At 67.0% G+C, this 18403-nt stretch carries 15 protein-coding genes; 9 read left to right on the forward strand and 6 right to left on the reverse strand.

Going from position 1 to position 18403, the window contains the following annotated elements; translation table 11 throughout:
* Positions 1-5: 5 nt before the first annotated feature.
* The 3 genes from ACFSGJ_RS07170 to ACFSGJ_RS07180 are packed head-to-tail and all read right to left on the reverse strand — an operon-like array spanning position 6 to position 3903.
* Positions 6-1496 carry a phytoene desaturase gene (locus ACFSGJ_RS07170; protein ID WP_390260306.1) on the reverse strand — a complete coding sequence of 497 codons (1491 nt, stop codon included), beginning with the start codon at positions 1494-1496 and terminating at the stop codon, positions 6-8.
* Positions 1493-2671, reverse strand: coding sequence for a lycopene beta-cyclase CrtY (gene crtY / locus ACFSGJ_RS07175; RefSeq protein WP_390260307.1), 1179 nt, complete (start codon positions 2669-2671; stop codon positions 1493-1495). The genes ACFSGJ_RS07170 and crtY overlap by 4 nt, the downstream gene beginning before the upstream one ends.
* Complete coding sequence (locus ACFSGJ_RS07180) at positions 2668-3903, reverse strand: glycosyltransferase (RefSeq protein WP_390260308.1); 1236 nt, start codon at positions 3901-3903, stop codon at positions 2668-2670. Before ACFSGJ_RS07180 ends, crtY begins: the two co-directional genes overlap by 4 nt.
* Positions 3904-4032: 129 nt before the next feature.
* Here ACFSGJ_RS07180 and ACFSGJ_RS07185 point away from each other — a divergent pair, with 129 nt between their 5' ends.
* The 3 genes from ACFSGJ_RS07185 to ACFSGJ_RS07195 all read left to right on the forward strand — a co-directional run bounded on the left by ACFSGJ_RS07185 (position 4033) and on the right by ACFSGJ_RS07195 (position 8665).
* Positions 4033-4617 carry a DUF2238 domain-containing protein gene (locus ACFSGJ_RS07185; protein ID WP_390260309.1) on the forward strand — a complete coding sequence of 195 codons (585 nt, stop codon included), beginning with the start codon at positions 4033-4035 and terminating at the stop codon, positions 4615-4617.
* Between the two features lie 117 nt (positions 4618-4734).
* Positions 4735-6864, forward strand: coding sequence for a TonB-dependent siderophore receptor (locus ACFSGJ_RS07190; RefSeq protein ID WP_390260310.1), 2130 nt, complete (start codon positions 4735-4737; stop codon positions 6862-6864).
* A gap of 94 nt (positions 6865-6958) precedes the next feature.
* Positions 6959-8665, forward strand: coding sequence for an ABC transporter ATP-binding protein (locus ACFSGJ_RS07195; RefSeq protein WP_390260311.1), 1707 nt, complete (start codon positions 6959-6961; stop codon positions 8663-8665).
* Between the two features lie 5 nt (positions 8666-8670).
* Here the strand turns inward: ACFSGJ_RS07195 and ACFSGJ_RS07200 are convergent, their stop codons facing one another.
* Positions 8671-9339: an HAD-IA family hydrolase gene (locus ACFSGJ_RS07200; RefSeq protein ID WP_390260312.1), complete on the reverse strand. Its 669-nt coding sequence runs from the start codon at positions 9337-9339 to the stop codon at positions 8671-8673.
* A gap of 161 nt (positions 9340-9500) precedes the next feature.
* Here ACFSGJ_RS07200 and glmU point away from each other — a divergent pair, with 161 nt between their 5' ends.
* The 3 genes from glmU to ACFSGJ_RS07215 are packed head-to-tail and all read left to right on the forward strand — an operon-like array spanning position 9501 to position 13346.
* Positions 9501-10841, forward strand: coding sequence for a bifunctional UDP-N-acetylglucosamine diphosphorylase/glucosamine-1-phosphate N-acetyltransferase GlmU (gene glmU / locus ACFSGJ_RS07205; RefSeq protein WP_390260313.1), 1341 nt, complete (start codon positions 9501-9503; stop codon positions 10839-10841).
* Between the two features lies 1 nt (position 10842).
* A complete protein-coding gene (glmS, locus tag ACFSGJ_RS07210) occupies positions 10843-12654 on the forward strand; it encodes a glutamine--fructose-6-phosphate transaminase (isomerizing) (protein ID WP_390260314.1) in 1812 nt (603 codons plus the stop codon).
* Positions 12655-12662: 8 nt separating this feature from the next.
* A complete protein-coding gene (locus ACFSGJ_RS07215; protein WP_390260315.1) occupies positions 12663-13346 on the forward strand; it encodes a DNA alkylation repair protein in 684 nt (227 codons plus the stop codon).
* On the opposite strand, the gene ACFSGJ_RS07220 is transcribed toward ACFSGJ_RS07215, so the two are convergent.
* On the reverse strand, positions 13336-13824 hold the full coding sequence (locus tag ACFSGJ_RS07220) for a hypothetical protein (RefSeq protein ID WP_390260316.1): 489 nt from the start codon (positions 13822-13824) through the stop codon (positions 13336-13338). The genes ACFSGJ_RS07215 and ACFSGJ_RS07220 overlap by 11 nt on opposite strands.
* Before the next feature lie 148 nt (positions 13825-13972).
* Between ACFSGJ_RS07220 and moaA the strand changes: the two genes are divergently transcribed.
* Positions 13973-14977: a GTP 3',8-cyclase MoaA gene (gene moaA / locus ACFSGJ_RS07225; RefSeq protein WP_390260317.1), complete on the forward strand. Its 1005-nt coding sequence runs from the start codon at positions 13973-13975 to the stop codon at positions 14975-14977.
* Between the two features lie 25 nt (positions 14978-15002).
* On the opposite strand, the gene sugE is transcribed toward moaA, so the two are convergent.
* Complete coding sequence (gene sugE / locus ACFSGJ_RS07230) at positions 15003-15317, reverse strand: quaternary ammonium compound efflux SMR transporter SugE (RefSeq protein WP_390260318.1); 315 nt, start codon at positions 15315-15317, stop codon at positions 15003-15005.
* 181 nt (positions 15318-15498) lie between these two features.
* On the opposite strand from sugE, the gene purB reads away from it, so the two are divergent.
* Together purB and ACFSGJ_RS07240 are read left to right on the forward strand one after the other, a co-directional pair.
* The gene (gene purB / locus ACFSGJ_RS07235) at positions 15499-16809 is read left to right on the forward strand and encodes an adenylosuccinate lyase (RefSeq protein ID WP_390260319.1); all 1311 of its coding nucleotides are present in this window, start codon (positions 15499-15501) and stop codon (positions 16807-16809) included.
* A 152-nt stretch (positions 16810-16961) separates the two neighbouring features.
* Positions 16962-17963, forward strand: a complete 1002-nt coding sequence (locus ACFSGJ_RS07240) for a flagellar motor switch protein FliG (protein ID WP_390260754.1) — start codon at positions 16962-16964, stop codon at positions 17961-17963.
* Positions 17964-18403 lie beyond the last annotated feature (440 nt).

Below are 18403 nucleotides of genomic sequence, written 5' to 3' on the forward strand. Positions count from 1 at the left end.
GTTGGTCACCCGGCCGCGCTGTCAGCGATCATCAGCCCTGCCGTGGCCTTGGCCGAACCGACCACCCCCGGGATACCGGCGCCGGGATGCGTGCCCGCGCCCACGAGGTAGAAATTCCCGATCTCCGCATCGCGGTTATGGGGGCGGAACCAGGCGCTCTGGGTCAGGATCGGTTCGACAGAGAAGGCCGAGCCGTGATGCGCCGCCAGTTCGTCGCGGAAATCGGCGGGCGTGAAGATGCGCGAGGTCACGAGATCGTCGCGCAGACCCGGAATATGGCGTTCCTCCAGATAGGCGAGGATGCGGTCGCGGTATTTCGGCCCCTCGACTGCCCAGTCGATATCGGCCTGCCCCAGATGCGGCACCGGTGAGAGCACGTAATAGCTCGAACAGCCCTCGGGCGCCATGCTGTCATCGGTGACGCTGGGCGCGTGCAGATAGAGCGAAAAGTCGTCCGGCAGGCCGCTGCCGCGAAAGATGTCGCGCACCAGTTCGCGGTAGCGCGGGCCGAAAAGCACCGTGTGATGCTTCAGGTGGTCGTGGCGGCGGCGCAGCCCGAAATGGATCACAAAAAGCGACATCGACCAGCGGCGCTTGTCGAGCCGCCGCGCCTCGGCCTGCCCGCGCGGGGTCTGCCCCAAGAGATCGCGATAGCTGTGCATCACATCCGCGTTCGAGGCGACCATGTCGACGGGCACGACCTCTCCGGCGGTGGTGACGACGGCGCGGGCGCGGCTGCCCTCGGTCTCGATCCGCGCGACCGGCGTGTTCAGGCGCAGATCGCCGCCCAGATCGGTGAAAAGCCGCGCCATCCCATCGACCAGCCGCCCCGTACCGCCCTTGGCGAACCAGACGCCGCCCTGACGTTCCAGCGCATGGATCAGGGCATAGATCGCCGAGGTCTCGAACGGATTGCCGCCCACCAGAAGCGAGTGAAAGGAAAAGGCCATGCGCAGCTTTTCATCCTGGATGAAGCGCGCGACCGCCTGATAGACCGAACGATCCGCCCGCAGCCGCACGAGTTGCGGTGCCGCCCGCACCATGTCGGCAAAGCGCAGGAACGGCACCATCCCCAATTTCTCATAGCCTTCGCGATAGACGGCGCGGCTGTAGTCGAGAAAGCGGCGATATCCCTCCACATCGGCCGGGTTGCGCGCGGCGATCTGGCGATCCAGCGAGCCTTGGTCGTTGTCATAGTCGAAATGGGTGCCGTCCTCCCAGGCCAGCCGGTAAAAGGGCGTGACGGGCACCAGCGGCGCGTAATCCTCCATCCGGCGACCGCTCAGGTCCCAAAGCTCGCGCAGCGCGTCGGGGTCGGTGATGACCGTGGGGCCCGCGTCAAAGACGAAGCCCTCATCATGCCAGACATAGGCGCGGCCGCCGGGCTTGTCCCGCGCTTCGAAAAGCGTGGTTGCGATGCCCGCACTTTGCAGCCGGATGGCAAGGGCAAGCCCGCCGAAACCCGACCCGATCACGGCGGCACTGCGTTCGGTCATTCTCTGGTCTCCGAAAGAAGGGGCCGCTCGGCCAGACAGGCGGCGGCGCGATGCAAGGGGATGGGCGGACGGCCGGTCACGATCCGCAGCCGGTCGGCCCATGTGAGGCGGTCCGCATAGAACCGTTCGATCACGGGCACGGGCAGGCGATAGAACCGTTCCAGCAGGCGATAGCGTTCATCGGGCGGGCAGCCCCGGAACAGCATCCGGTTCAGGAGCCGCAGGAAGCTTTGTTCGCGCGCCCGTTCCAGCGCGAAATCGCGCAGCCGCGTCATGACATCCGCTGTGTCGAGACGCGGGCTGGCCGCGATCACCTCGGCCGCGCGCACGGCCATGGGCAGCGAATAGCCCGTCACCGGGTGGAACAGCGCCGCAGAAAGCCCGATCGGCACCGCCCCACCTGCCTGTGCGGACCAGAGCGCGCGCGCATCGAGCGCAAGGGCAATCGGCAGCACGCCGCTTTCACGCCGCAACTCGGTCGCGCCCGCCCAGCCCTGTTCCTGCGCATAGGCCATGGCGTCGGCGGCGCAACTGGCCGCGTCGAGCGTCGCATGATCGCTGTAGCGCGTATCTTCGACCAGAAGGCCGTCGGGGCCAAAGGGCAGGCAATAGACAAAGCGGTAGCCGTCGCGCTGCGCGACCGTCGCGTCCATGATGACCGGGTGGCGCAGCCCGTGGCCGTCCGGCACCTGCAGTTCAAGGCCGGTGAATTTCTGCCAGCCAAGCGCCAGATGCGGGCTTTTGCGCTGGCCCCGTGCATCAAGGATCAGGGGCGCGCGCAGGGTGGTGCCGTCCGACAGGTGCAGGGCATCTGCCGCCGCCGCGGCGACCTCGGCCCGGCGGACGGTGATGTCAGGTTGCGCGGCGACCGCGTCCCGCAGCGCCCCGGGCGTCACGGTGTTGTAGCCGGTGGGCAGGCTGCGGCGATGGGCGGGAAAGCGGACCTCTTGCCCCGCCCAGTGATGGGCGATGGCGGGGGCGAGCCAGACACGGCTTTCGGGCGTTACGTCCGGATCGTGAAAGGACCATGTGTGGTCCCTGCCCGGTTCCGCCCGCCGGTCGAGCAGCAGGATGCGCAGCCCCGGCCGACGCGCGGCAAGGCACAGCGCGGTAAGGCTCGCCGAAAGGCCCGCGCCCGCAATCAGAACGTCGGGTGTCGCTGTATCGTCGGTCATGCGGCGCTCAGGGCGGCGGGCAACAACCGCTCGATCAGGTCGGCGGCCCCGTCCGCGCCCCCCGCCGCCGCAAGCTGGCTTGCCGCCGGGTCGAGCGCGCAGCGAAAGCCGGGATCCCGGATCACCTGTTCCAGCGCATGGCGCAGCGCGGCGCGGCCCCTGCCCCAGCGCGGCAGCACGACGCCCGCCCCGGCGCGCGCGACCCGCGCCGCGATCCCCGGCTGTTCATAGGCAAGCGGCAGCACGACCATCGGCACCCGATGCGCCGCAGCATCAAGCACCGTGTTGAACCCCCCATGGATGATCGCCGCCGCGCATTGCGCCAGCACCCCGCGCTGGGCAAAGTAATCCGCGACGATCGGGCGCCCGGGCAGGCGCTGCGCCTCGGCTTGCGTCAGGGCACCGCAATGGGCAAGGACAAGGCACAGGTCCAGATCGGCCGCCGCCGCCGCGATCCGCCGCAAAAGGCCCGCCTTCCCCGGCTGCAAGGTGCCGACCGAGGCAAAGACCGCCATACGCCCGCCGGTGTCGAGAAGGGGCGCGGGTGGTTCAGGCCGGCGGATCGCGCCCACCCGGCGAAATCCCGGCCCCGGGGCCAGGCGCGGAAAATCGAGCGCGCCCACCCCCTGCACCACGTCGCAGAGCGGCGAGACCCAGTCCGACAGCCGGTCGCGCGACGCAAGCCCGTGGTCGCGGCAGCCCTGCGCCAGCGCCCGGCCCTGCGCCGCCATCAGCCAGTCAGTGACGCGCCATGCCCCGGCATAGTTCTTTTCCGCCCGCGCGCCGGTCGCATAGGCCCAGCCGACAAAGGCGGGCGGCAGGCCGGGCTCGCGGTTGACCGGCAGGGCCGCGCCCAGCGTCGCGCGCGGCAGGCCCGCAGCCTCGGCCGCAAGGCTGCCGCCCGGTTCCATCTGATCGGCGATCACCAGATCGGCGCCGATGCGCGCCAGCAGGTCGGGGGTCTGGCGGCAATGGGCCGCCGTTTCAGCCGCCACATGGGCCAGCAGCGCGCGCATCCCCTGCGGCGGGGCCATGGGCGGGCCGTCCAGCGGCAGCAAGTCCGGCAGACGCTCGGGGCGCAGATGCGCGGGCATCCCGGACACAACCTGCGCCAGACGCGGTGGCGCGATCAGCGTCACCCGGTGCCCCCGCCGCATCAGCACCTCGGCGGTGGCCAGATGCACCGCAAGATGGCTGACCAAAGCCGGAGAGATCATCGCGAGATGCGCCATTATTGCCTTCGGCCGCCAATCGGTTAGCTGTGGAAGCTAAAGAGCCGCCCGGGGAAATCAAGTGAAACACGCGCGAGAGGGAAAGACGGGCGAAGACCGTGCCGATATGCCGCCGGCCGGGTTGGCGCGATGATATCCGCGCTGATGCGGCAGGATCGCTGGCTGGTCCTGTCGCAAGCGCTCTTTCTGTGCCTCATCCCGGCCGAGTTGCTGCTGGGCCGCGGATGGGACGCGATCGCGGCCCTGGGCGCGCTGGGGGCCTGCCTGATCCCGACGGCGCTGCGGGAAAACACCCGCCTCGACCTGCCGGACGGGGTCGACAGGGCGACCGCCCTGTTCGTCACGGCGACGATTTTCCTTGGCGAGAGGCTCTCGTTCTACGATCTGCTCTGGTGGTGGGATCTGGCGGCGCATGGGGTGGCGGGCGTGCTGCTGGTCCTGCTGGCGGCGCTGGTTCATGACCAGTTGCAGGGGCGCCGGGGCAGCGAGGTGCCGATCGGCGGGCCGCTGCGGATGATCTTCATCCTGTCATTCTCCATCGCGGCGGCAGCCCTGTGGGAAGTGCTGGAATACAGCCTCGACGTGATCTTCGACTCGGACGCGCAGGAGGACGGGCTCGACGACACGATGACGGATATCCTGGCGCATGTGCTGGGCAGCGTGACTGCGGCAATGCTGCTGCACCGCAATTCAAACCGAAACAGTCAGGATTGACATTCCGGCCGCATCGCGCCACCACGGCTGCATCGCCGGGGCCTGCATCCTGCATTCCCGGCCCTAATCGCAACAGGTTGAAATACCCGCCGCGCGGGTCAGCCGAGGGATTCCGGAATGAAACTCACCCGTGCCCGCCTTCTGGGGCAGACCACCGCCATTGCCCTTTGCCTGCCGGGCGCCGTCCTTGCGCAGGATGCGGCCGACCCGATGCTTTTGGGCCGTATCGAGCTGGAGGGCACCGGCACCGGCCCGGTCGCCGGCCAGACCAACCCCGCCACGCAGGCCGGGTCCAAGACCGCGACGCCCCTGACCGAGATCCCGCAATCGGTGACGGTGATCGGGTCGGAACGGATCGCGGCGCAGAACGCGGCCAAGATCGACGAGATTCTGGGCTATACCGCGGGCGTTGCGCCGCAGCCCTACGGCTATGACAGCGACACGAACTGGGTGGTGATCCGCGGCTTTCCGGCCAGCGCCACGGGGGTCTTCCAGGACGGGCTTGCGCATTATTCCTATGGCTTCGGCGGGTTCTATATCGATCCTTTCACGCTGGAACGGGTCGAGGTGCTCAAGGGTCCGGCCTCGGTGCTTTATGGCGGCGCCAATCCGGGCGGGCTCCTGAACTACGTCTCCAAGATGCCCACGGGCACGGACGACGGCATGGCCGAACTGGGCGTGGACGAAAACGGACGCGTCTGGGCCGGGGCCGACCAGAACGGCGTGACGGCGGGGGGCCTGCGCTGGCGGCTGGTCAGCAAGCTCGCGCGGACCGACGGCTATGGCGCCTTCGACGACGGCGTGCACGGGGTGATCGCGCCGTCGCTCTCGTTCACGCTGGACGGCGGCACCGACGTCACCCTGATGGCGAGCTATACCCATATCGACGAGGATCACGTCGGCGGCGCGTGGCTGCCCTATTACGGGACGGTGGAGGATATCGGCTTTGGCCGGATCGACCGCGACTTCAACAGCGGCGAACCGGCGCTGGACTGGTATCGGCGCGATCAGCTTTTGCTGTCCTCGATCGTGCGGCATCAGTTCGACAACGGCCTGACGCTGACCAATACCAGCCGGCTGTCGTGGTCGGATGTGGATGAAAGCCAGGTCTACGGCTTTGGCTATGCCGGCTATTCGCCGACGCCCACCGACCCCGACAACACGCTGGCGCGGATCTTCTTCCAGCACCAGACCGAAACGCTGAGCTTTCTGAACGACACGCGGGTCGAGACGGTGGCGAATTTCGGTGGCACGGAACACCGGCTGCTGGCCGGGGTCGATTACCGCTGGTTCCGGATGGATCAGGTGCAGGCCTCGGTCGCCTGGCCGGATGCGGCGACGGGTATTTCGGTCACGAACCCGGTCTATGGCGCGCCGCAACCCGACCCGACGCCCTATATCGACCAGCGCATCACCCAGCAGCAGCTTGGGCTTTATGTGCAGGACCAGATCCGCTGGGGTCAGGGCTGGATCGCGACACTGAACGGCCGGTTCGACGTGGTCGACCTGGAGGCGACCGGCACCCCCGCCTATTCCAGCACCGACCACGAATTTTCCTGGCGCGCCGGGATCGCCCGCGAGCTTGCCCGGGGGGTGACGCCCTACCTGTCCTACGCGACCTTCTTCAACCCGCAGATCGGGACATCCTCGGTCGGCGCGCTTTACCCGGAGACGGGGCAGCAGGTCGAGGCGGGCGTGAAATGGGCGCCCGAGGGGATGAACGCGCTCTTCACGCTCGCCGCGTTCGAGATCCGGCGCGAAGGTGTCGTGACCGGCCCCTTCAACGCGGAAACCCAGCTGGGTGAGGTCCGGTCCCGCGGGGTGGAGCTCGAGGCCCAGGCGGAACTGACCGACCGGCTGCGCCTTCTGGGGCAGGTCACGGCGATGGATGTGGAAATCACCGAGGATGCGGATACGGCCATCGTCGGCAACACCCCCTATGCCACGATCGAGCGTCAGGCCGCCTTGCAGCTTGCCTATGACCTGCCGCAGGTCGAGGGCCTGACCGTCACGGGCGGCATCCGTTATCTGGGCCGGTCCTGGGCGGATAACGAAAACACGCTGCGGGTGCCGGATGCGACGCTGTTCGATGCGGGGGCGAGCTATGACTTCGGCGAGGGCTGGAACATGAACCTTGCCATCGCGAACCTTACCGATGAGCTTTACGTCGCCTCTTGCGAAACGGCGCTGTCGTGCTTTTACGGCGAGGGGCGCCGCGCCAGCCTCGTCTTGCGCAAGCGCTGGTAATCGGGCAGGTCCCCGAAAGGGGGCCGCCCACCGGGCGTTGTCGCCCGTCACTAACAGACGGCGGCCTTGCGGGCAGCCAAGCACGGACGGTCTGATGCTGCGCCAGTTCTTTTCCTATTACCGGCCCTGGATGGGGCTTTTCTGGGTCGATTTCGGCTGCGCGGTCGCCTCTGGCCTTCTGGAGCTTGCCTTTCCTTTGGCCGTGCAGCTCTTCATCGACCAGCTTTTGCCCCGGGGCGATCTGACGCTGACGCTGCTGGCCGCTGGCGGGTTGCTTGCGATCTATCTGGTCAACACCGGGCTGATGACCATCGTGATCTATTGGGGCCACAAGCTCGGCATCAATATCGAGACCGAGATGCGGCGCCGCGCCTTCGAGCATCTGCAAAAGCTGTCTTTCCGCTATTTCGACCGGGTGCGGACGGGCAAGCTGGTGGCGCGCGTCACCCGCGACCTGGAGGAAATCGGCGAGGTCGCCCATCATGGCCCCGAGGATCTTTTCATCGCGATCATGACCTTTCTGGGCGCGTTCCTTCTGATGCTGACGATCAATGTCGATCTGGCGCTGATCACGGCGGCCATCGTGCCCGCGACCGTCGCCATCGTCACGATCTATGGCGGGCGGATGACGGCGACCTGGCGCGCGATCTATTCCCGCGTGGGCGATTTCAACGTCCGGCTGGAGGAAAACGTGGGCGGCATCCGCGTGGTGCAGGCCTTTGCCAACGAGACGCATGAAACCACGCTTTTCGCCCGGGACAACGCCCGCTATCGCGATACCAAGCTGCGGGCCTACAAGGTCATGGCGGCGTCCTCGGCGCTCAACTACATGGGGATGCGCGCCATTCAGGTCGTGGTGATGGTCGTCGGCGCGATCTTTGTGCTGAACGGGTCGCTGACCACCGGCGGGTTCGTGGCGTTCCTGCTGCTGGTGGGCGTGTTCTTTCGCCCGCTGGACAAGATCGCGGCGGTGATCGAGACCTATCCCCGCGGGATCGCCGGCTTTCGCCGCTATCAGGAACTGCTGGCGACCGAGCCTGAAATCGCCGACAGCCCCGATGCCGTCGCGGCCCCGCCCCTGCGCGGTGCGATCCGGTTCGAGGGCGTGAGCTTTGCCTATGACGACGGGCGCCCCACCCTGCATGACATCGACCTTGCCGTCCGCCCCGGCGAGACGCTGGCCTTTGTCGGCCCCTCGGGCGCGGGCAAGACGACGCTTCTGGCGCTGGTGCCGCGGTTCTACGACCCGACCGCCGGGCGGATCACCATCGACGGCCTTCCGCTTGCCGCCATGACGATCCAGAGCCTGCGCCGCCAGATCGGCATCGTCAGCCAGGACGTGTTCCTGTTCGGCGGCACCCTGCGCGAGAACATCGCCTATGGCCGGCTGGGCGCGACCGAGGCCGAGATCGTCCGCGCCGCCAAGCAGGCGCAGCTTGGCCCGATGATCGCCGCCCTGCCCGAGGGGCTCGATACGGTCGTGGGCGAACGCGGTGTCATGCTGTCGGGCGGGCAGAAGCAGCGCGTGGCGATCGCGCGGGTGTTCCTCAAGAACCCGCCGATCCTGATCCTCGACGAGGCGACATCGGCGCTGGATACCGAGACCGAGCGCGAGATCCAGTCGGCGCTCGACGCGCTGGCGGTGGGGCGCACGACGCTGATTATCGCCCACAGGCTGGCGACGATCCGCCACGCGGACCGGATCGTGGTGATGGAGGCCGGGCGCATCACCGAGATCGGCAGTCATGGCGAACTGGCTGGTTCCGGCGGGCGCTATGCCCGGCTGAACGCCGCCGTGTAGCGGGTCTAGTCGATCAGGATTTCGGCCAGATCGAACAGCTGGTCGAAATGATCGAGCAGCGCCTCGGGTTCCAGTTGTTCCACCTCTCGCCCCGAGGGGCCAAAGGTGATGAGCGCGACCGGCACCCCCGCCGCGCGCGCCGTGTCGCGGTCCGTCACCGTGTCGCCCACCAGCATGGAGCGTTCGACGACGCCCCCCGCCCGTTCGACCGCCGTGCGATAGGGCAGCGGATCGGGCTTGCGCACCGGCAGCGTGTCGGCCCCCACCAGCGAGGCAAAGACATCGCGGAACCTGAGCTGCCGAAGCAGCGTCTCGGCCAGCCCCTCGGGCTTGTTGGTGCAGACGCCAAGACGATAGCCCGCGTCGCTCAGGCGGGTCACCGCATTCTCTACCCCCGGGTAAAGGCGGGTATGGGTCGCGATTTCCTCGGCATAGGCCTGCAGAAGCAGCGGATACTGTTCATCGACCAGCATCTCGGTCCAGTTCTTCGACACGCGCCCGAACCCCAGCCGCAGCATCGCCCGCCCGCCATGAAAGGCCGTCAGCGCGTCATCCTCGGGGTGCAGCAGGTCGCCATGGCCCAATCCGCGAAAGCAGGCATTGGCCGCCGCGATCAGGTCGGCGCTCGTGTCCGCGATCGTTCCGTCGAGATCGAAAATCACCGTCCGCGTCATATGTCCCCCGGCAATGGCCCGCGTCTGAAATGCGCGGTAAAGAGAAGTGAAGCCGCCCACCCTTGCGATGGCCCCTGCCATCGGTAAAACGGGCCAGATCGAAAGAAAAGGCCCCTTGGGCCAAAGAACAGGCCCCGAGGGGCGCGCGGAAAAGGCAGAGCATGGCGGTATCCTTCATCATTCTGGCGGCGGGGCAAGGCACGCGGATGAACTCCGAGCGGCCCAAGGTGCTGCATGAACTGGCCGGCGCGCCGCTTCTGGCCCATGCGATGGCAACCGCCGACCGGCAGTCGCCCGAACGGCTGGTCGTCGTGACGGGTCATGGCGGCGCCGAGGTGGCGGCGGTGGCCCGCGGCCTCAACCCGGATGTCCAGGTGGTCGAGCAGGCCGAACAGCTTGGAACCGCCCATGCCGTGCTGCAGGCGGAACCGGCGCTGCGGGGGGCGCGGGGCGATGCGATCGTGCTTTATGGCGACACGCCCTTCATCTCGGACGCGACCATTGCCGCGATGCTGCGGGCGCGCGCCCGTCATGACGTCGTCGTTCTGGGGTTTGAGGCCGCGGATCCCGCCCGCTATGGCCGGCTGGTGGTCGAGGGGGCGGACCTCACCCGTATCGTCGAATGGAAGGACGCGACCGAGGCGGAACGTAGCCTCACCCTCTGCAATTCGGGCGTGATCTGTGCCGATGCCGGGGTTCTGATGGCGCTGGTGGCCGAGGTCGGCAACGACAATGCCGCAGGGGAGTACTACCTCCCCGATATCGTGGCCCTTGCCCGCGCGCGGGGCATGTCGGCGGGTGTCGTGACCTGCGATGAGGCCGAGACGCTGGGCATCAATACCCGGGCCGAGCTTGCCGCCGCCGAGGCCGCCTTTCAGTCCCGCGCCCGGGCCGAGGCGCTGGAAAACGGTGTGAGCCTGATCGCGCCGGAGACGATCCACTTTGCCTTTGACACGGTGATCGGACGCGATGCGGTCGTGGGCCCGAACGTCGTCTTCGGCCCCGGCGTGACGGTGGAATCCGGCGCCGAGATCCGCGCCTTCTGCCATCTGGAGGGCTGCCATGTGAGCCAGGGCGCGCAGGTCGGGCCGTTCGCGCGGCTCCGCCCCGGGGCGGAACTGGCCGAGGGCGCGCGCGTCGGCAACTTTGTCGAGATCAAGAACGCCGTGCTCGACGCCGGGGCCAAGGTCAACCATCTCAGCTATATCGGCGACGCGCATGTGGGCGAGGCCGCGAATATCGGCGCGGGCACCGTCACCTGCAACTATGACGGCGTGTCCAAGCACCGCACGGAAATCGGCGCGCGGGCCTTTATCGGGTCGGACACGATGCTGGTGGCGCCGGTGCGCGTCGGTGCCGGCGCGATGACGGCCAGCGGGTCGGTGATCACCGCCGATGTGCCCGCCGATGCGATGGCCGTGGGCCGGGCGCGGCAGGTCAACAAGGAGGGCTTTGCCCGCCGCCTGTTCGAAAAGCTGCGCGCCGCCAAGGGGGGAAAATAGCATGTGCGGGATCATCGGCGTTCTGGGCGAACATGAGGCCGCCCCTCTTATGGTCGAGGCGCTGAAGCGGCTCGAATATCGCGGCTATGACAGCGCGGGCATCGCGACCGTGCATCAGGGGCGGCTGGACCGGCGGCGGGCTGTCGGCAAGCTTGTGAACCTCTCGGATCTTCTGGTGCATGAACCGCTGGCCGGAAAGGCCGGCATCGGCCATACCCGCTGGGCAACCCACGGGGCACCGACGGTCGCCAACGCCCACCCGCATCGTGCGGGCGGCGTGGCGGTGGTCCATAACGGCATCATCGAGAATTTCCGCGAACTGCGCGAAGAGCTGACCGCGCAAGGCGCCGCGTTCCATACCGAGACGGATACCGAGACCGTCGTCCTGTTGACCGAACGCCACATGGCCGAAGGAATGACCCCGGCCGAGGCCGCCGAGGCCACGATCAGGCGCCTGACGGGGGCCTTCGCGCTCTGCTTCCTGTTCGACGGCGAAGAGGATCTGTTGATCTGTGCGCGTCAGGGTTCGCCGCTGGCCATAGGCCACGGCGAGGGCGAGATGTTCGTGGGGTCGGACGCGATCGCGCTGGCGCCGCTGACCGACCGCATCACCTATCTGGAGGAAGGCGACCGCGCCGTCATCACCCGCAGCGGCGCCGAGATTTTTGACGCGGCGGGCCGGCGCGCCAACCGGGCCGTGACGCAGATCCAGATCGGCGCGGCGCGGATCGACAAGGCCGGGCACAAGCATTTCATGGCCAAGGAAATCGCCGAGCAGCCGGGCGTGATCGGCGCGGCGCTGGACCATTACCTGACGGATGCCGGGATCGCGATGCCCGGGCTCGACTTTGCCGAATGCGACCGGCTGGTGATGGTGGCCTGCGGCACGGCCTCTTACGCCTGCATGGTGGCGAAATACTGGTTCGAGCAATTGGCGGGCCTGCCCGTCGATGTCGATATCGCGAGCGAGTTCCGCTATCGCGAGCCGCCCTTGTCGCCGGGTTCATGGTCGGTCTTTGTCAGCCAGTCGGGCGAAACCGCCGACACGCTCGCCGCCCTGCGTTATACCCGCGACAGGGTGGCCAAGGTCGTATCGGTCGTGAACGTGGCGACCAGTTCGATCGCCCGCGAAAGCGATGTGGCGCTGCCGATCCTTGCGGGGGTCGAGGTTTCGGTCGCCTCGACCAAGGGGTTCACCTGTCAGTTGACGGTTCTGGCGCTGATGGCGCTGAAGGCGGCAGTGGATCGCGGCCGGATGGATGCGGGTCAGCTTGCCGCGCATCTGGGCCATCTGCGCAGCCTGCCGGGGCTCATGAACCACGCGCTGCTTTTGTCGAACGACGTCGCCCGGATCGCCGCCGATCTGGCCGAGGCGCAGGACATCCTCTTCCTCGGACGGGGGCCGATGTATCCGCTGGCACTCGAAGGCGCGCTGAAGCTCAAGGAAATCAGCTACATCCACGCCGAAGGTTACGCATCGGGCGAACTGAAACACGGGCCGATCGCGCTGATCGACCAGCATGTGCCCGTGGTCGTGCTGGCCCCGCGCGACGCGCTTTACGAAAAGACCGTGTCGAACATGCAAGAGGTCATGGCCCGGCATGGCAAGGTACTGCTGATCTCGGACGCCGAAGGGGTGGAGGAGGCAGGGGGCGGTGTCTGGCGCAGCCTTACCCTGCCGCGGATCGAACCGTGGCTGGCGCCGGTGCTTTATGCCCTGCCGGCGCAGATGCTCGCCTATCACACCGCCATCGCCAAGGGCACGGATGTGGACCAGCCGCGCAACCTCGCGAAATCGGTGACGGTCGAATGATCCCCCGGATGACCCCGGATGCGGCGCTTGCGGCCCTGCGGGCAGAGGCCGATCCGGACCGGGCCGCGGAAATGGCCGCCTATCACAAGACCACGCGGGAAATCCTCGGCCTCGCGACGCCGGTCATCGACGATCTGGCGCGTGGCTGGCGGGCGGATCTTTCGCTCGGGGACCGGCTGACGCTTGCGGCCGGGCTCTGGGACAGCGACATTTTCGAGGGGCGGATCGCCGCGGCAAAGCTGCTGACGCAGGCGCGCATCCGCCCCGATGACAGCGGCGCCTGGGATCTGATCGCGGCCTGGGTTCCGGAGTTCGACGGCTGGGCCATCGCCGATACCGTCTGCATCGCCGGGCAAAAGCGGCTGCTGGCCGATCCGTCCCGCCTTGAGGTGGTCGAGGCATGGACGCGCAACGACAACATGTGGATCCGCCGCGCGGCGCTGGTCATCACCCTGCCCTGGGCCAAGATGAACTTTCCCAAATCCGCCGATCTTGCGATCCGGGAACGCGTGCTGGACTGGGCCGCGACCTATGTGGCCGATCGCGACTGGTTCATCCAGAAGGCGGTCGCCTGGTGGCTGCGCGACCTCTCGAAACACGATCCCGACCGCAGCCGCGCCTTCCTGGCCTCCGAGGGCGCTGGCCTGAAATCCTTCGCCCGCAAAGAGGCCGCGCGTCACCTCAGCGTGTAAAGACCTGCACCGACGGCAGCGAGGTGAGCGGCAGCCCAAGCGCCTGAAACGCCGAAAGCGACAGGCGCCCCCCGGTCCCCGTGGCCGGGATCAGCGTGACGTTCACCGACTGGCCATTGGCCGCGACGACCCGGCCCGGTGTCTCGGTGCTGACCAGCGGGGTGCGCAGCCAGAACCCCTGTTCGGCCGGGTTGCCCAGCGACACCGTGGCCCGCCCCAATTCCCGCCCGCCGGTGGCCGGGGCCGTCGCGGCCGCGCGCTGTTCCGGGGTCGCCACGTCATAGGCCGCCGCCTGCGTCCCTGCCCCGCCGACGATCGCGCCGGGACGGGGGGCGGGTGCGGCCGTGGCGGGCGCCGGGGCCTCGGCAAGGGGCGCCTGGGTGCGGGCGGCGGTGCCGTGCTCGGTATCCGCACAGGCGGCGAGCACGAGAAGCAGCGGCGCTGCGGTGGCAAGGCGGAGGGGGGACAGTCTGGTCATCTATGTGTTCCGGGTCTCTCATTCTGGTTGGACCAGAGCTTAGGGCCCTATCCGCGCCTTTCAACGCCCCGCGCCTTTCAATGCCAAAGCCCGCCCGATCTGCGGTTGCCCGCTTGCCGCGCCGCGCGGCCGCGCCTAAGTTGTGTCCATGAAAGCCCCGCTCATCGATCCGTTTGCCCGTGCCATCAGCTATCTGCGCGTCTCCGTGACGGACCGCTGCGATTTCCGCTGTGTCTATTGCATGGCCGAAAACATGACCTTCCTGCCCAAGAAGGAGCTTCTGACGCTGGAAGAGCTTGACCGGCTCTGTTCCGCCTTCATCGGGCTCGGCGTCGAAAAGCTGCGGATCACGGGGGGCGAACCGCTGGTCCGGCGCGATATCATGACCTTTTTCCGCGCCATGTCCCGCCATCTGGACAGCGGCGCCCTGCAGGAATTGACGCTGACGACCAACGGGTCGCAGCTTGCGCGGTTTGCCGACGATCTGGCGGCCTGCGGCGTGCGGCGGATCAATGTCTCGCTCGATACGCTCGTGCCCGAAAAATTCGCGGCAATCACCCGCTGGGGCCGGCTGGAACAGGTTCTGGACGGCATCCGCGCGGCGCAGCGGGCCGGCATCCGCGTCAAGATCAACACCGTGGCGCTGAAGGGCTTCAACGAGGATGAACTTTTCAGCCTTGCGGACTGGTGCGCCGCGGAAGGCATGGACCTGACCTTTATCGAGGTCATGCCGATGGGTGATCTGGGCAATGAGGACCGGCTGGACCAATACTGGTCGCTGCGCGATCTGCGCGCGCGGCTGGCGGAACGGTTCACGCTTGTCGATCTGGCAGAACGCACGGGAGGCCCCGCGCGCTATGTCCGGCTGGAGGAGACAGGGCAGAAGATCGGCTTCATCACCCCCCTCACCCATAATTTCTGCGAAAGCTGCAACCGGGTACGGCTGACCTGCACCGGGCAGCTTTACATGTGTCTGGGACAGGAAGACATGGCCGACCTGCGCGCGCCCCTGCGGGCCAGCGGCGATGACGCAGGGCTTGAGGATGCGATCCGCCGGGCCATCGCGCTCAAGCCCAAGGGCCATGATTTCGACTATTCCCGGCAGGCCGTCGCCGGCCAGATGTCGCGCCACATGAGCCATACGGGCGGCTGACGCCCCCGCTGTTGACCGGTGCGGCTCAGGACACGAGCTTGAGCCCAACCAACCCCGCCAGGATCAGCCCGATGCAAAAGAGCCGGGCCGCATGGGCCGGGTCACCGAACAGCACGATCCCCAATGTGGCTGTGCCCACCGCGCCGATGCCCGTCCAGATCGCATAGGCGGTGCCCAGCGGCAGATCGCGCAGCGCAAGGCCCAGAAGGCCGATGCTGACGATCATCGCCCCGACCGTCAGGGCGGTCGGGAGCGGGCGCGTAAAGCCTTCGGTGTATTTCAGGCCGATGGCCCAGGCGATCTCGAAGATGCCGGCAAGCGTAAGGATGATCCAGGGCATGAAAGCCTCCGTTCCTGCGCGGGCCGTCCCGACATGTCTTGGGAAAAGGGCGGGTCGTCCCGCCGCGCCGCCGACATAGGGGGCCCTGCGCTGCGGGTCAAGCGGCCAAGGGTTGCGAGCCTGCCCGCGCCCGTCTAGAACCGCCGCAACGCGCACCCCGCTGAACCGAGAGGCCCCGCATATGATCCCCCGCTATTCCCGCCCCGACATGGTCGCCATCTGGTCCCCCGAGAGCCGCTTTCGCATCTGGTTCGAGATCGAGGCCCATGCCTGCGACGCGATGGCGGAAATCGGGGTGATCCCGCGCGAAAATGCCCAGGCGGTGTGGAAGGCGAAGGACGCGACCTTTGACGTGGCCCGGATCGATGAGATCGAGGCGGTGACCAAGCATGACGTGATCGCCTTCCTCACCCATCTGGGGGAAATCGTGGGGCCGGATGAGGCGCGTTTCGTCCATCAGGGCATGACGAGCTCGGACGTGCTCGACACCTGTTTCAACATCCAGCTTGTGCGTGCGGCCGATATCCTGCTGGCCGACATGGACCGGCTGCTCGCCGCGCTCAAGCGCCGCGCGATGGAGCACAAGGACACGATCCGCATCGGGCGCAGCCACGGCATCCACGCCGAGCCGACTACGATGGGCCTGACCTTTGCCCGCTTCTACGCCGAGATGGACCGCAACCGCCAGCGGCTTGAAACGGCGCGGGCCGAGGTCGCGACGGGTGCGATTTCCGGCGCGGTGGGGACATTCGCCAATATCGATCCGAGGGTCGAGGAACATGTCTGCAGGATGCTCGGCCTTACGCCCGAACCGATCTCGACGCAGGTGATCCCGCGCGACCGCCATGCGGCGTTCTTCGCCACGCTGGGGGTCATCGCGTCCTCGGTCGAGAATGTCGCGATCGAGATCCGCCACATGCAGCGGACCGAAGTGCTTGAGGCGGAGGAATTTTTCTCCAAGGGCCAGAAGGGTTCGAGCGCGATGCCGCACAAGCGGAACCCTGTGCTGACGGAAAACCTGACCGGGCTTGCACGGCTCGTGCGCTCGATGGCCATCCCCGCGATGGAGAATGTCGCGCTCTGGCATGAGCGGGACATTTCCCATTCCTCGGTCGAACGCAACATCGGCCCGGACGCGACCGTGACGCTGGACTTTGCCCTTGCCCGGCTGACAGGCGTGATCGAGAACCTTGTCGTCTACCCCGACAACATGATGAGGAATCTCAACAAGTTCCGCGGGCTTGTTCATTCTCAACGTGTGCTTCTGGCATTGACGCAAAAAGGCGTGAGCCGCGAGGACAGCTATCGGCTGGTGCAGAGGAACGCCATGAAGGTCTGGGAGCAAGACGCTGATTTCATGTCGGAACTCAAGGCCGATCCGGAGGTGAGCGCGGTTCTCAGCGATGCGGAGATCGAGGAAAAGTTCGATCTCGGCTATCACACCAAGCATGTGGACACGATCTTTGCCCGTGTCTTCGGCAAAGACGGATGAAGGTAACGCGCCCTTAATCCTTGCCTGCGAGTCTGCCCGCAACAGGTTGGCGGAGGTCACAGGTGGCGACTGCGGTTGCATTGGGAAGTCTTGGTCTGGGCGATGGGCTCTTTTCGCGCGGGGAGGTTGTCGATGACGACCGCCCCAAGCGAATGCCACCACAACTGAGCCAGCGGCAGAAGGCGGCGGTCATTGTGCGGTTGCTGCTGGCCGAAGGGGCGCCCCTGCCCCTGTTGGCCCTGCCCGAGGATCTGCAGGCCGATCTCACGCAGGAACTCAGCCGCCTGCGTCTTGTCGACCGGGACACGATGAACCAGGTGGTCGAGGAATTCGCCGCCGAGCTTGAGGGCGCCGGTGTCGCCTTCCCCGACGGGATCTATGGCGCCCTCTCGATGCTCGATGGCCACATCAGCGCGGGCGCCGCGAACCGCCTGCGCCGCATGGCCGCGGCGACCGGTCAGGGGGACGCCTGGGACCGCATCGTCGGCCAGGATGCAAAGGACCTCCTGCCGCTTCTGGAACAGGAGAGCATCGAGGTCGCGGCGGTTCTTCTGTCGAAGCTCGGCGTGACCAAGGCGGCCGAGTTGCTGGGGCGCCTGCCCGGCGAACGGGCACGCCGGATCGCCTATGCCGTCTCGCTCACCGAAGATGTGGACCCGGAAACCGTCCGCCGGATCGGCCTCTCTCTCTCCGGTCAGCTCGAGGCGCGACCGCCCCGGGCCTTCCGGAAGACGCCGGTCGAACGGGTCGGCGCGATCCTCAATTTCGCCGCGACCGACAAGCGCGAAGAGGTTCTGCAGGGGCTGGAGGAAACGGATGCCGATTTCGCCGAACGCGTCCGCAAGGCGATCTTCACCTTCCCAAACATCCCCGACCGTGTAGAGGCGCGCGATATCTCGCGCGTCATGCGCGCCGTCGAACAGCCGCAACTCGTCCTCGCCCTTGCCAGCGCCAAGGGCGAGGACAGGATCGTGGCCGACTATATCCTCGACAACATGTCCCAACGGCTGGCCGGCACCCTGCGCGAGGAAATGGCCGAGCTTGGGACCTATCGTGAAAAGGACGCGGAGGCCGCCCGCAACGCCGTCATCGCCGCAATCCGCCGGCTGGAGGCGGACGGCGAAATCACGCTGATCTACCCCGAAGAGGATTGAGCAAAGGCCGAGGACCGGTGAAGCGCTTACGCCAGATTTCCCGAAGAATGGGGTGAACACCAGGAGGAGATACTGGAACCGTCCTTTGAAAGCAGGTTGGAGGCCTATTTCTTCTTGCGCAACGAGGATAACTTGCTTGGCGTTGAGCCCTAATGGCTGCCGGGAATGGGGCCGCAGCCTCCAGTTGTTCTCGAAAGCGATGACATCTTCGGCCGGCATGTCTGGCGCGAGGCGTTCGAGAATGCTGAACCGAAATTTGTAAGGTCGCGGCCGCGCAATTCGCGGTTCCTACCGTAACCATTGTGGGCGTAGCTTTTCCACCGGTCGTAAATCTTGTAGCGGCCCTAGGCAGAGCCGACCTAGGGTCGGCGATCGCCTTCACCGAAAGTAAGGTAGATGCCGCGCCATTCGGCTAACCTTCTTGCATCGGCGACTTCATC

It is taken from the genome of Halodurantibacterium flavum, from assembly GCF_042681825.1.
Classification (GTDB): domain Bacteria; phylum Pseudomonadota; class Alphaproteobacteria; order Rhodobacterales; family Rhodobacteraceae; genus Halodurantibacterium; species Halodurantibacterium flavum.

What these genes read in the sequence shown, in the direction of transcription:
- ACFSGJ_RS07240 (WP_390260754.1), top strand. Translation starts at nt 16,962, where the DNA reads ATGCCACCACAACTGAGCCAGCGGCAGAAGGCGGCGGTCATTGTGCGG.
- ACFSGJ_RS07195 (WP_390260311.1), top strand. Translation starts at nt 6,959, where the DNA reads ATGCTGCGCCAGTTCTTTTCCTATTACCGGCCCTGGATGGGGCTTTTC.
- ACFSGJ_RS07170 (WP_390260306.1), bottom strand. Translation starts at nt 1,496, where the DNA reads ATGACCGAACGCAGTGCCGCCGTGATCGGGTCGGGTTTCGGCGGGCTT.
- ACFSGJ_RS07185 (WP_390260309.1), top strand. Translation starts at nt 4,033, where the DNA reads ATGATATCCGCGCTGATGCGGCAGGATCGCTGGCTGGTCCTGTCGCAA.
- sugE (WP_390260318.1), bottom strand. Translation starts at nt 15,317, where the DNA reads ATGCCCTGGATCATCCTTACGCTTGCCGGCATCTTCGAGATCGCCTGG.
- purB (WP_390260319.1), top strand. Translation starts at nt 15,499, where the DNA reads ATGATCCCCCGCTATTCCCGCCCCGACATGGTCGCCATCTGGTCCCCC.
- glmS (WP_390260314.1), top strand. Translation starts at nt 10,843, where the DNA reads ATGTGCGGGATCATCGGCGTTCTGGGCGAACATGAGGCCGCCCCTCTT.
- glmU (WP_390260313.1), top strand. Translation starts at nt 9,501, where the DNA reads ATGGCGGTATCCTTCATCATTCTGGCGGCGGGGCAAGGCACGCGGATG.
- ACFSGJ_RS07190 (WP_390260310.1), top strand. Translation starts at nt 4,735, where the DNA reads ATGAAACTCACCCGTGCCCGCCTTCTGGGGCAGACCACCGCCATTGCC.
- ACFSGJ_RS07220 (WP_390260316.1), bottom strand. Translation starts at nt 13,824, where the DNA reads ATGACCAGACTGTCCCCCCTCCGCCTTGCCACCGCAGCGCCGCTGCTT.
- moaA (WP_390260317.1), top strand. Translation starts at nt 13,973, where the DNA reads ATGAAAGCCCCGCTCATCGATCCGTTTGCCCGTGCCATCAGCTATCTG.
- ACFSGJ_RS07180 (WP_390260308.1), bottom strand. Translation starts at nt 3,903, where the DNA reads ATGGCGCATCTCGCGATGATCTCTCCGGCTTTGGTCAGCCATCTTGCG.
- ACFSGJ_RS07215 (WP_390260315.1), top strand. Translation starts at nt 12,663, where the DNA reads ATGACCCCGGATGCGGCGCTTGCGGCCCTGCGGGCAGAGGCCGATCCG.
- ACFSGJ_RS07200 (WP_390260312.1), bottom strand. Translation starts at nt 9,339, where the DNA reads ATGACGCGGACGGTGATTTTCGATCTCGACGGAACGATCGCGGACACG.
- crtY (WP_390260307.1), bottom strand. Translation starts at nt 2,671, where the DNA reads ATGACCGACGATACAGCGACACCCGACGTTCTGATTGCGGGCGCGGGC.